12 protein-coding genes are annotated in these 12,211 nt (G+C 44.2%); all 12 read left to right on the plus strand.

Annotated elements, in window-relative coordinates:
• The first annotated feature begins 4 nt into the window (after window positions 1–4).
• Entirely contained in the window at window positions 5–772 is a 768-nt protein-coding gene (gene dapB / locus D8872_RS09590; RefSeq protein ID WP_125390761.1) for a 4-hydroxy-tetrahydrodipicolinate reductase, read from the plus strand.
• The gene (locus D8872_RS09595; RefSeq protein ID WP_125390762.1) at window positions 769–1,974 is read left to right on the plus strand and encodes a CCA tRNA nucleotidyltransferase; all 1,206 of its coding nucleotides are present in this window, start codon (window positions 769–771) and stop codon (window positions 1,972–1,974) included. The genes dapB and D8872_RS09595 overlap by 4 nt, the downstream gene beginning before the upstream one ends.
• Window positions 1,971–3,836 carry an ABC-F family ATP-binding cassette domain-containing protein gene (locus tag D8872_RS09600; RefSeq protein ID WP_125390763.1) on the plus strand — a complete coding sequence of 622 codons (1,866 nt, stop codon included), beginning with the start codon at window positions 1,971–1,973 and terminating at the stop codon, window positions 3,834–3,836. Before D8872_RS09595 ends, D8872_RS09600 begins: the two co-directional genes overlap by 4 nt.
• A gap of 49 nt (window positions 3,837–3,885) precedes the next feature.
• Window positions 3,886–4,743, plus strand: a complete 858-nt coding sequence (locus tag D8872_RS09605; RefSeq protein ID WP_125390769.1) for a GNAT family N-acetyltransferase — start codon at window positions 3,886–3,888, stop codon at window positions 4,741–4,743.
• A 49-nt stretch (window positions 4,744–4,792) separates the two neighbouring features.
• The gene (locus D8872_RS09610) at window positions 4,793–5,707 is read left to right on the plus strand and encodes a TDT family transporter (protein WP_125390764.1); all 915 of its coding nucleotides are present in this window, start codon (window positions 4,793–4,795) and stop codon (window positions 5,705–5,707) included.
• A 102-nt stretch (window positions 5,708–5,809) separates the two neighbouring features.
• Window positions 5,810–6,718, plus strand: coding sequence for a LysR family transcriptional regulator (locus tag D8872_RS09615; RefSeq protein ID WP_125390765.1), 909 nt, complete (start codon window positions 5,810–5,812; stop codon window positions 6,716–6,718).
• The gene (lspA, locus tag D8872_RS09620; protein WP_125387769.1) at window positions 6,715–7,182 is read left to right on the plus strand and encodes a signal peptidase II; all 468 of its coding nucleotides are present in this window, start codon (window positions 6,715–6,717) and stop codon (window positions 7,180–7,182) included. The genes D8872_RS09615 and lspA overlap by 4 nt, the downstream gene beginning before the upstream one ends.
• Window positions 7,166–8,068: an RluA family pseudouridine synthase gene (locus D8872_RS09625; protein WP_061422762.1), complete on the plus strand. Its 903-nt coding sequence runs from the start codon at window positions 7,166–7,168 to the stop codon at window positions 8,066–8,068. Before lspA ends, D8872_RS09625 begins: the two co-directional genes overlap by 17 nt.
• A 140-nt stretch (window positions 8,069–8,208) precedes the next feature.
• Window positions 8,209–10,032: a translation elongation factor 4 gene (gene lepA, locus D8872_RS09630; RefSeq protein WP_125390766.1), complete on the plus strand. Its 1,824-nt coding sequence runs from the start codon at window positions 8,209–8,211 to the stop codon at window positions 10,030–10,032.
• Window positions 10,033–10,133: 101 nt separating this feature from the next.
• Window positions 10,134–10,628: a DUF3592 domain-containing protein gene (locus tag D8872_RS09635; RefSeq protein ID WP_185761415.1), complete on the plus strand. Its 495-nt coding sequence runs from the start codon at window positions 10,134–10,136 to the stop codon at window positions 10,626–10,628.
• 174 nt (window positions 10,629–10,802) lie between these two features.
• Window positions 10,803–11,447 carry a hypothetical protein gene (locus D8872_RS09640; protein ID WP_125390767.1) on the plus strand — a complete coding sequence of 215 codons (645 nt, stop codon included), beginning with the start codon at window positions 10,803–10,805 and terminating at the stop codon, window positions 11,445–11,447.
• Window positions 11,448–11,714: 267 nt separating this feature from the next.
• Window positions 11,715–12,211, plus strand: a 497-nt coding sequence (locus tag D8872_RS09645; RefSeq protein WP_142999576.1) for an IS110 family transposase, incomplete at its 3' end; no start/stop codon positions are given.

Consider the following 12,211-nt stretch of genomic DNA (forward strand, 5'->3'; position numbering starts at 1 on the left):
CTAGATGAGTATAAAAGTCATTATTGCTGGTTTCAAGGGAAAGATGGGACAAGCAGCTTATAAAATGGTAACAGAAGATCCTGAACTAGAATTAGTTGGACTGCTGGATCCTTTTACAGATGAAAAGGAAGTGGCGGGAGTTCCAGTTTTTAATACTAAAGAAGAACTTGCTGGTCTTCAGGCGGATGTCTGGATTGACTTTACGACTCCCAAAGTGGCTTATGAAAATACTCGCTTTGCCCTTGAGAATGGATTTGCTCCAGTGGTCGGAACGACTGGTTTTACGCCTGAGCAGATTGAAGACTTGACTGAACTATCTCGTCAAAAGCGTCTGGGCGGTTTGATTGCGCCGAATTTTGCTCTGGGAGCTGTTTTGCTTATGCAATTTGCAGCCCAAGCAGCCAAGTATTTTCCAGATGTGGAGATTATCGAACTGCATCATGACAACAAAAAAGATGCACCGAGCGGTACAGCTATCAAAACAGCTGAATTGATCAGCAAAGTTCGGACGAGCAAGCAGCAGGGAGCGGCTGATGAAGAAGAATCATTAGCTGGTGCCCGTGGGGCAGCCTTTGACGGCATGCGGATTCACTCAGTACGTTTGCCTGGCTTGGTGGCCCATCAGGAAGTTATCTTTGGTAGTCAAGGAGAGGGACTGACTTTGCGGCATGACTCCTATGATCGGGTTTCCTTTATGACTGGGGTAAATCTGGGTATCAAAGAGGTAGTCAAGCGCTCTGAATTGGTCTATGGATTGGAACATTTACTATGAGATTAGAGAAGATGCCTTCTGAGTTTCAGGAGGCTTTGCCAGTATTAGAGAAGATTAAAGAGGCTGGTTTTGAGGCTTATTTTGTCGGCGGTTCTGTACGAGATGCTCTGTTGAATCGGCCCATTCACGATGTGGATATTGCCAGCTCGGCCTATCCCGAGGAGATCAAAACAATCTTTCCTCGGACAGTTGATGTCGGCATTGAGCATGGAACAGTGCTGGTCTTGGAAGGCCAGGGGGAATACGAGATAACGACCTTTCGGACCGAGGATGTCTATGTGGACTACCGCAGGCCTAGTCAGGTCTCTTTTGTGCGCTCTTTGGAAGAAGACTTGAAGCGCAGGGATTTTACAATCAATGCACTTGCCTTGGATCAAGAGGGGGAGATTGTAGACCTCTTTAACGGTTTGGCAGATATGAAAAATCGTACTCTGCGGGCAGTCGGAGTAGCTGCAGAGCGTTTCAATGAAGATGCCCTTCGCATCATGCGGGGCTTCCGTTTTCAGGCTGGTTTAGACTTTGATTTGGAAGACTTGACCTTTCAGGCTATGGCAGATTGCGCGCCGCTTTTGGAGAAGATATCGGTAGAACGGATTTTTATCGAGTTTGACAAGCTCCTGATGGCACCTTTCTGGAGAAAAGGTCTAGAGAGCCTGATCAAAGCTGCTGCTTACGACTTTCTTCCTGATATGAAAGATTCAGCAGAAACTTTGCAGGAACTACTAGATGGTTTAGTAGAAGAGTTTCGATTTTCTAGTTCCGAGCAGGCTTGGGCTGCGCTTCTACTGGTTTTGAAGGTAAAAGATGTTCGCAAGTTTTTGAAACATTGGAAAACGTCCAATGACTTTCAAAAGCGAGTAAATCAGCTAGTGGCTGTTTATGAGATTCGGCAGGAACGGAGTCTTTCTAAGCGTGATTGCTATCAGTATGATTTGGATTTGATTCTGCAGGCAGAAAGTTTGAGACAGGCAGCAGGCTTACCAGTTGAGTTTGAGGCCATCGAATCAACACATGCTGCTCTGACCATTCATGACAAACATGAGATTGTGGTGACGGGCAGTCATTTGATCCGAGATTATGGCTTTAAACCCGGACCAGAATTGGGACGAATCCTGACTAAAATTGAATTAGCCATTGTCGACGGAGAATTGGCAAATAGCAAGGAAGAGATTATGAACTTTATTAAGGAGCAAGTTGGATGAGTGACTTTATCGTTGAAAAGCTGACCAAGTCTGTCGGGGATAAGACAGTCTTTCAAGAGATTTCTTTTATCATTCACGACTTGGATCGGATCGGACTGATTGGAGTCAATGGGACAGGAAAAACCACTCTTTTGGATGTCTTGTCTGGCAAATCAGGCTTTGATGGTGATGTATATCCTTTTTCAGCAAAATCTGACTATAAAATCTCCTATTTAACTCAGGAACCAGACTTCGATGAAGAGAAGACGGTCTTGGATACTGTTTTGTCCAGTGATTTGCGAGAAATGCAGCTCATTCGAGAATATGAACTGCTCATGGCTGCTTATGATGAAGCCAAGCAAGCTCGTCTGGACAAGGTCATGGCAGAAATGGATTCGCTACATGCTTGGGAAATTGAGAGTCAGGTAAAAACAGTCCTATCCAAGCTCGGTATCTCAGATTTGGCAGCAAAAATCAGCCAGCTTTCTGGTGGTCTACGCCGGCGGGTGCAGTTGGCGCAGGTTTTGCTTTCCGAAGCAGACTTGTTGCTGCTGGATGAGCCGACCAACCATCTGGACATTGATACGATTGAATGGCTGACAAATTTCCTGAAAAACTCAAAGAAGACCGTCCTCTTTATCACTCACGACCGCTATTTTTTGGACAATATTTCCACGCGGATTTTTGAATTAGACAGCGGGAGCTTGATTGAGTATCAGGGCAACTATCAGGACTATGTCCGGCTCAAGGCGGAGCAGGATGAGCGCGATGCTGCCCTGCTACACAAGAAACAGCAGCTTTATAAGCAGGAGCTTTCTTGGATGCGCCGTCAGCCTCAGGCGCGAGCGACCAAGCAGCAGGCACGTATCAATCGTTTCCATGACCTCAAAAGTGATTTGGCTGGTCAGACCAATCAGACAGACTTAGAGATGAACTTTGAAACCAGCCGTATTGGGAAGAAGGTTATCGAGTTTCAGGATGTGGATTTTGCATACGGAGACAAGCAGATTTTGTCGCATTTCAATCTCTTGCTGCAAAATAAAGATCGACTGGGCATTGTCGGAGATAATGGAGTGGGTAAGTCTACTCTGCTTAACCTAATTGCTGGTCAGTTGCAGCCTCAGTCTGGTCAGGTCATAATTGGCGAGACAGTCCGAGTAGCTTATTTCTCTCAACAGATTGAAGGCTTGGATGAGTCCAAGCGGGTCATCAATTACTTGCAAGAAGTGGCGGAAGAGGTTAAGAGTGGTAGCGGGACGACATCCATTGCTGAGCTATTGGAGCAGTTTCTCTTTCCTCGCTCAAGCCACGGTACTTTGATTGAGAAGTTGTCTGGCGGTGAAAAGAAGCGGCTTTACCTGCTCAAGCTTTTACTAGAAAAGCCCAATGTCCTGCTTCTGGACGAGCCAACCAATGATTTGGATATCGCAACCTTGACGGTCTTAGAAAATTTCCTACAGGGCTTTGCAGGGCCAGTAATTACAGTTAGTCACGATCGCTATTTCCTCGATAAAGTAGCCAGCAAGATTTTAGCTTTTGAAGATGGACAGGTCAGAGAGTTCTTTGGCAACTACACGGACTATCTGGATGAGAAGGCTTTTAGACAATCCAGCGCAGCTATTTCCCAAAAGCAAGAAAAGGAAAAGTCCGTCAAGGCGCGGGAGCAGAAGAAGCGGATGAGCTACTTTGAAAAGCAAGAGTGGGAGACCATCGAGGCGGATATCGAGGAGCTGGAGACACGTATCGCCGCCATTGAGACGGAAATGGAGCAGAACGGCTCGGACTTTACCAAGCTATCGGAACTTCAGAAGGAGCTGGATGACAAGAATGAGCAGCTTCTTGAAAAGTATGAGCGCTATGAGTATCTGAGTGAGTTGGAGTAGGACAGTACGTAGTACATTAGTTGTGGATACAAGTTTGTGAGGGAGAATGATGGAAATACAGATTTATAGCAAGCCCAGTCAGGAAATCAAGGATCAGCTCTTTGAGCTGGTTCAAAACTGCCACGTTACAGATGGGACTTATCGTCTTCCTTATCTGGATAACGCCTATAATTTTGATGGAGCTATGCCAGCCTTTTTTCTGGCCAATCTAGATCATCAAACGGTTGGTTTTTTATCGGTATATGCGGATGAGCCGGGGCAAGCAGAGCTATCTGTCTATGTATTGCTTGACTATCGCAGACAGGGCATAGCGAGCGCTCTTTTGCAGGAATTTTCCAAAATTGCAGAGAAATACGATTTATCCCAAATCGAATACATCAGTGAAGTCAAGTTTTTAACAGACCATCCGGCTTTTGCTGAAAAGTTTGACTATGATTTGAAAGAAACGGAAATCTGGCTGGAGCAGGCAGCGGGGACTTTCCCTGAAGAAGAAAAAGAAGGCGTGGAAGTTTTGCTGGGGAAAAAAGAAATGGTTGCGGAGATTGCAGCGTTTCAGTCGCAGATTTTTGAAATGCCGATGGAGACTGCGCTTCACTATGCCAGTCAAGCACTGGAGAGCTCAGATAGCCTGCTCTATGTCCTGAAAAAAGACGGTCAAATCATGGCGTCTTGCTCAGTGGATACAACTTTTGGAAGTAATCATCTGTTCGCCTTAGCTGTGGATCAGGCCTTTCAGGGACAGGGCTTAGGGAGTCACCTAGTCAGGTCTATACTGAAAGACCTTGCTAGCCGAAATGGACAAGTCTGTCAAATCGTCGTAGAAGCTCAAAATACAGGTGCCCTGAGGCTATATGAAAGATTAGGCTTTAAACGAAAATCGGAAACAGTTTATTTAAAGAGAAAATAGAAGAATTATCTTTCGAAGAAAAGAGCTTTTAAGGTTAGGAGATCTGTTGATGATAAAGAGAAAAGAGCCATACTTGGTTCAGGCGGGCTTGGTGCTAGGCCTACTAGCCTTGGGAAATTTAGTCGGTGATGTCAGTCAGTTCTTGCGCTATCTTTTAGCAAGTCTGGCATTCTTGTTCTTCCTCCATCTAGTGATGGGAATGCTGACGCATACCAAGCAAGTCAAAGAGCAACTAGGTCAAGCGCTAGTGGCCTCGGTCTTCCCGACTTTTTTCATGCAGGGAATGGTGGCTTCGACCTATCTAGCGAGCTGGACTTTTTTGGGAAATTTTGCCCGAATTAATGCGCAAGTGCTGTGGTGGCTGAGCTTTGGCGGGTTGGTTTTCTTGATGGTCTATTATATCCTGACCTTTGTCTTCCCTTTCAAGTGGGAGAATGTTTTTCCTGCTTGGACGGTCTTATTTGTCGGGATTGGTGTCGCTCCTCTGACCATTGCGGTTCCCCAGCAGTTAGCTTTGGGGCAGCTGGTCTTTTGGTACGGCCTTTTAGCGACCATCTTGGTCTTGCCAATCGTCCTTTATAAGACCTATAAAATTGGCTTAGCAGAGAATGTTCGTCCAAATACGACAACGATTTGTGCGCCTATTTCCTTGGTGACAGCGGCTTATGTAGGTACTTTTTCTCAGCCAAATCCTGTCTTATTGAGCTTGCTCTTGATTTCAGGACAATGCTTATATGCCTTTATTTTGTGGCAACTTCCTCGTTTGATCAATCGTCCTTTTTCAGCAGGCTTTTCTGCCTTTACCTTCCCTTTGGTCATTTCGGCTGTGGCTTTGAAGCAATCTTTAAACGTGTTGAATCTTGGTCTAGCTGGGCAAATTTTGCTTACTTTTGAGGTCTTAATAGCCCTGCTCGTTGTTCTTTATGTTACCTTCTTGTATACAAAGGATATTTTGGGCAAATGAGGCAGATTTCAGAGATGTATTTCCAAGAGGAAAGTCACTGCCTGCCTTTGAGGAAGGCTGAGTTTATGGTATAATTAGGAGTATTTGTAAAAGGAAAAAGATATGAATATTCAACAATTGCGTTATGTAGTAGCCATTGCCAACAGCGGAACCTTCCGTGAAGCAGCAGAAAAAATGTATGTCAGCCAGCCCAGTCTATCTATCGCGGTGCGAGATTTGGAAAAGGAGCTAGGATTTAAGATTTTCCGCCGAACGAGTAGCGGAACCTTTCTGACTCGGCGGGGCATGGAATTTTACGAGAGAGCTCAGGAATTGGTCAAAGGCTTCGATGTCTTTCAAAATCAATATGCCAATCCTGAAGAGGAAAAGGATGAATTTTCCATTGCCAGTCAGCATTATGACTTTTTACCACCTTTGATAACAGAGTTTTCTCAGCGCTATCCTGACTACAAGAATTTTCGGATTTTTGAATCAACAACCGTGCAGATTTTGGACGAAGTGGCCCAAGGCCACAGCGAGATTGGGATCATTTACCTCAATAATCAGAATAGCAAGGGCATTATGCAGCGGGTGGAGAAGCTCGGCTTGGAGGTCATTGAGCTAATTCCTTTCCAGACCCACATTTATTTGCGGGAAGATCATCCTCTGACTCAAAAGGAGGAACTGGTTATGGAGGATTTGGCTACCTTGCCAACCGTTCGCTTCACACAGGAAAAGGATGAGTATCTCTATTATTCAGAGAATTTTGTTGATACCAGCGCTAGTTCCCAGATGTTTAATGTGACGGATCGAGCTACGCTGAATGGGATTTTGGAGCGGACGGATGCTTACGCGACTGGATCTGGCTTTTTGGATAGCAACAGTGTAAATGGAATCACTGTCATCAAACTCCGAGACAATTTAGACAATCACATGGTTTATGTCAAGAGGGAAGATGTGGAGCTGAGTCAGGTCGGAGAAGCCTTTGTAGCCGTTATGAAAGAATATTTTGCACAGAAAAGAGAAGTATGAAACGAAAGATTACCATTCCTTTTTTAGTTGTTCTTTTGATTGCTCTTGATCAGGCAGTCAAGTATTATATTGTTTCCAATTTTTCTTTGGGGCAAGTCAGAAAGTTTATTCCTAAGATTGTCAGTTTGACCTACTTGCGAAATACTGGTGCAGCCTTTTCTATCTTGGAAAATCAGCAGTGGTTTTTCGCTCTGATAACTTGTATCGTGATTGGAGTTGCCGTTTGGTATTTGATTAAAAATATCCAAGCTTCTAAGTGGATGCTGACGGGACTCATTCTAATTATTGCTGGTGGCTTGGGCAATTTCATTGATCGGATCCAGCAAGGATTTGTAGTGGATATGTTCCAGCTAGATTTTGTCAATTTTGCTATTTTTAACGTAGCGGATATGTACCTGACTGTTGGAGTAGCGATTTTATTACTGGTGATGTTGAAGGAAGAAACAAATGGAATTGAAAATTGATGCAGCAGCCGCAGGCCTGCGTTTGGACAAGGCAGTGGCGGACTTGACGGAGCTATCCCGTGGTTTAGCCAATGAACAGATAAAAAATGGCCAGATTTTGGTCAATGGAGAGGCAAAAAAAGCCAAGTATGCCGTCAAAGAAGGTGATGTCATTTCCTATGAAGTGCCTGAGCCAGAGGTGGTTGAGTATGTGGCAGAGGATCTTCCGCTAGAGATTGTCTATCAGGATGAGGATGTTGCCGTCGTCAACAAGCCGCAAGGCATGGTGGTTCACCCGTCAGCTGGACATACCAGCGGTACTCTGGTCAATGCTCTCATGTACCACATCAAAGACCTTTCTGGCATCAATGGTGTGCTGCGCCCGGGGATTGTCCATCGGATTGATAAGGATACTTCTGGTCTATTGATGATTGCCAAGAATGACCAAGCTCATCTGGCGCTTGCAGATGAGCTCAAGGATAAGAAATCCTTGCGTAAATACTGGGCGATTGTTCATGGAAATCTCCCTAATGACCGCGGAGTGATTGAGGCACCGATTGGCCGTAGTGAAAAAGACCGCAAGAAACAGGCGGTTACAGCCAAGGGAAAACCTGCTCTAACACGTTTCCAAGTCTTGGAACGTTTTGGGGACTATACCTTGGTTGAGCTGCAGCTGGAGACGGGGCGGACGCATCAAATCCGTGTTCACATGGCTTATATCGGCCATCCAGTCGCTGGAGATGAGGTTTATGGACCACGTAAGACCCTGAAGGGCCATGGTCAATTTTTACACGCACGAACACTGGGCTTCACCCATCCTCGGACTGGTGAAGTGCTGGAATTTACGGCTGAAGCGCCAGCTATTTTCCTAGAAACTCTTGAAAAACTCAGAAAAGTCCATGACTAATCGTCTCTGTATTTATGAGACTCTAGATAATATGAGACTCTAGATAAATGGAAAATTAAGTCGACTGTCTTGGTTACAGTCGTTTTTATTTTCGACAAATCATGATATAATAAATAGAATACCCTAAAAGGATGAGAAAAATGAATTTAGAAGATTTGAAAAAACGTCAGGAGAAGATCCGCAATTTCTCCATCATTGCCCACATTGACCACGGGAAATCAACCTTGGCTGACCGGATTTTGGAGGCGACTGAGACGGTTTCCAGCCGAGAAATGCAGGCCCAACTCTTGGATAGCATGGACTTGGAGCGGGAGCGCGGCATCACCATTAAGCTTAATGCTATCGAGCTCAATTATACTGCTAAGGACGGAGAAACCTATATCTTCCACTTGATTGATACACCAGGACACGTGGACTTTACATATGAGGTGTCACGGTCATTGGCGGCCTGTGAAGGTGCCATTCTGGTTGTGGATGCTGCTCAGGGGATTGAAGCTCAGACTCTTGCTAATGTTTATCTAGCGCTGGACAATGACTTGGAAATCCTGCCAGTTATCAATAAGATTGACCTGCCAGCTGCGGATCCAGAGCGGGTGCGGGCAGAGATTGAAGATGTGATTGGTTTGGATGCTAGCGAAGCCGTATTGGCTTCTGCCAAGGCTGGTATCGGAATTGAAGAAATCCTCGAACAGATAGTAGAAAAAGTCCCAGCACCGACTGGAAATGTTGAAGCACCGCTCAAAGCCTTGATTTTTGACTCAGTCTATGACGCCTATCGTGGGGTAATCCTGCAAGTGCGGGTGATGGACGGTGTGGTCAAGCCGGGCGACACTATTCAGCTCATGAGCAATGGTAAGACCTTTGATGTAACTGAGGTCGGCATCTTTACACCTAAGGCCGTTGGACGTGATTTCTTAGCGACAGGGGATGTTGGTTATATTGCAGCTTCTATCAAGACGGTACAGGATACTCGGGTCGGAGATACAGTGACCTTGGCGAACAATCCAGCATCTGAGCCTCTGGACGGCTACAAGCAGATGAATCCGATGGTATTTGCGGGTCTCTATCCGATTGAGTCCAATAAATACAATGACCTGCGTGAGGCGCTTGAAAAGCTCCAGCTAAACGATGCCAGTCTGCAGTTTGAACCAGAAACATCTCAGGCATTGGGATTTGGATTCCGCTGTGGTTTCTTAGGCTTGCTACATATGGATGTTATTCAGGAGCGTTTGGAGCGTGAGTTTAATATTGATCTGATTATGACGGCGCCGTCTGTTATCTATAAGGTTAATCTGACAGATGGTGAAGCTATTGATGTCTCTAATCCGAGCGAGTTTCCGGACCCGACCAAGATTGATTCCATTGAAGAGCCTTATGTCAAGGCGCAGGTTATGGTGCCGCAGGAATTTGTCGGAGCGGTGATGGAGTTGGCTCAGCGCAAGCGCGGTGACTTTGTGACCATGGACTATATCGATGATAATAGGGTCAATGTCATCTATCAAATCCCACTTGCTGAAATCGTCTTTGACTTCTTCGACAAGCTCAAGTCCTCTACTCGTGGCTATGCTAGCTTTGACTACGAAATTTCTGAGTATCGCTCGTCCAAGCTGGTGAAGATGGATATTCTCCTCAATGGCGACAAGGTTGATGCTCTCAGCTTTATCGTTCACAAGGAATTTGCCTATGAGCGTGGTAAGCTGATTGTAGACAAGCTCAAGAAAATCATTCCTCGTCAGCAGTTTGAAGTACCTATTCAGGCAGCTATCGGTCAAAAAATCGTGGCTCGGACAGACATCAAGGCCTTGCGTAAGAATGTCTTGGCCAAGTGTTATGGTGGTGACGTTTCTCGGAAGCGCAAGCTCCTAGAAAAACAAAAGGCTGGTAAAAAACGGATGAAAGCGATCGGCTCTGTCGAAGTCCCACAAGAAGCCTTCCTCAGCGTCTTGAGTATGGATGAGGAATAAAGTACGGTGGACTTTATTCGCCTGATTCCTGGAGTATAAAGGCGAAGGAAATTTCAGTCGATATTATTAACCCGAGCTAGGAAATAGGAGAGAGGTAAATCTTGGATAAACCGATTATTTTGATAATAGATATATGTTTCTTTATTGGCCTTACAAATTTGGTTTTATACCTATTCTATCGACGGGAGAAGAATATTCAGAAAAAATGTACTGCTAAAATTTCAGGTATAGTGGTTGATTATGATAACCGTAATGAAATGGTTATCCCTTTGCCTATTGTAGAATATCTCGTGAATGGGGAAACATACAGAAAAAAATTTGAATATGCTTATTACATAGAAACATCTAGGAAGAAAGAGCAAAAAGATGTCTTTGACAGGAAATATATTCTTAGCGCTGGAAAAAATTTACAGTTAAGAGAAATATTCCCAAAAGGTTCAGCCATGATGGTTTATTATAATCCTGAGAAGCCTGAAAAAGCCTTTGTAGAACGTTATGCAGGCCTTGATAAAATTTTTAAGTTGCTAATATTAATCTTTTCCATTATTGGTTTTGTTTTAATTGCGGTAATTCTAGGAATTTCTTTATTGCAATAATAGCTACTTGAAATTTCTTGATGAAAAAATTGCTCTGTTGGTATCAGGAAGAGAGGCTTACTTACTCCACTATCTTCCCTTTTCTAACCCCCCACAGTAAAGATTTTTATTAATCTAAAAAATGTGGTAGAATATAAATATCATTCAATCTACCCTGTTAAAAGGAGTTTCGCCATGAAAAAGAAGCACTTTCTGCTATCCCTGACTATCTTAGCCGGTCTCTCCCTGTCCTCTTGTGGCCTTATTAAACATTATAGTAATCGGAAATCGCCAACTTCTACCAGTACATCTAGTCAAGTTTCCCAGAAAGATAGCAGCAAATCTGATAAAGCTAGTGACAAAGATGTTTCCACTACGACCAAAACCAAGCGCATTGGTTCGGCTGATTACGGCTATATCGATATTCCAAGTAATTGGATCAAGTTCACCGACTTAGATGGTGGCGACAGCGTTCAGTTCACGGATGGCTCAGCTTATAATATCGTTACTATGAATGGCTATACTAGAGAAAAAGCTCATGTCCAAGATGGGGAAACTTTCAATGCTGAGTTAATTGCCCAGCGACTAGCCTATAGTTGGAATGATAATAAAGATGTAGAAAAAATGTGGGGAGCAAAATCCACTGTTTCTGGCAATGAAGCTTTTCAACTGAATGTAATTATGAAATCAGGGCAGTTAGTGGTTTCTTGGGTTTTCCAAAAAGACGACAAAGTATATTTGATCTCTTTTGAAGGCGACCGAAAAACTCTGGCTTCTGTCATCTCATATATAGAGGAAACATGGAGCCTTGACGAAAAAGGCCCAACTAACAATCTTTAAAACAAAGTAAATGAGAGTGGGACAGACAGCCATGACGACATAGCCGTCACCCACAGAAACATGAAAATAAAGACAAAAGCCCTCATTTAGCAGTATAATCTAAGTGAGGGCTTTGTGGTTGATAATTTCTTGAATATCACTTTCGCGGGACAAACTAATCCACTCTACCGACGAGTACCCCAAAATATCGCCTTGAGCATGAGTATAAAAATACGACAACGTTATCGGTAGACAAGCTCTCTGACTTTATAAATGGAGGGAATCACAATGGATGTTCTCTATCAATCTTGTGCAGGTATGGATGTCCATCAAGCTACTCTTGTGGTTTGTATTCTACATGGGCCGCTCACTTCTACTCGTCCAAAGCGTGAAATGGCTCAGTTTGATACAACGACAAAAGGATTAAAAGCCTGTCATGATTTTCTCAGTCAATTTCATGTAGAAGCCGTCGGCATGGAAAGCACAGGAGTTTACTGGAGACCTGTCTGGCATGAACTCTGTGATGACTTTGAACTCATCCTAGCACAACCTGCTCATATGAAAGCTATTCCAGGTCAAAAAACAGATAAGAAAGATGCTCACTGGATTGCCCAATTAACACGAATCGGTCTGCTCCCTCGCAGTTTCGTTCCTGATGAAACCATTCAAGAATTGAGAGAGCTAACACGACAACGGAAACACTATGTAGAGAGCCGTAATCGTGAGACCAATCGGATCCATAAAATCCTCCAATCAGGAGGTATTAAGCTGACAACCTACATAGA

The organism is Streptococcus cristatus, from assembly GCF_003943815.1.
GTDB classification, from domain to species: Bacteria; Bacillota; Bacilli; order Lactobacillales; family Streptococcaceae; genus Streptococcus; species Streptococcus cristatus_F.

Excerpts from the sequence above, each read along its gene's own strand:
- dapB (WP_125390761.1), top strand. The coding sequence starts at position 5 with ATGAGTATAAAAGTCATTATTGCTGGTTTCAAGGGAAAGATGGGACAA.
- D8872_RS09595 (WP_125390762.1), top strand. The coding sequence starts at position 769 with ATGAGATTAGAGAAGATGCCTTCTGAGTTTCAGGAGGCTTTGCCAGTA.
- D8872_RS09600 (WP_125390763.1), top strand. The coding sequence starts at position 1,971 with ATGAGTGACTTTATCGTTGAAAAGCTGACCAAGTCTGTCGGGGATAAG.
- D8872_RS09605 (WP_125390769.1), top strand. The coding sequence starts at position 3,886 with ATGGAAATACAGATTTATAGCAAGCCCAGTCAGGAAATCAAGGATCAG.
- D8872_RS09610 (WP_125390764.1), top strand. The coding sequence starts at position 4,793 with ATGATAAAGAGAAAAGAGCCATACTTGGTTCAGGCGGGCTTGGTGCTA.
- D8872_RS09615 (WP_125390765.1), top strand. The coding sequence starts at position 5,810 with ATGAATATTCAACAATTGCGTTATGTAGTAGCCATTGCCAACAGCGGA.
- lspA (WP_125387769.1), top strand. The coding sequence starts at position 6,715 with ATGAAACGAAAGATTACCATTCCTTTTTTAGTTGTTCTTTTGATTGCT.
- D8872_RS09625 (WP_061422762.1), top strand. The coding sequence starts at position 7,166 with ATGGAATTGAAAATTGATGCAGCAGCCGCAGGCCTGCGTTTGGACAAG.
- lepA (WP_125390766.1), top strand. The coding sequence starts at position 8,209 with ATGAATTTAGAAGATTTGAAAAAACGTCAGGAGAAGATCCGCAATTTC.
- D8872_RS09640 (WP_125390767.1), top strand. The coding sequence starts at position 10,803 with ATGAAAAAGAAGCACTTTCTGCTATCCCTGACTATCTTAGCCGGTCTC.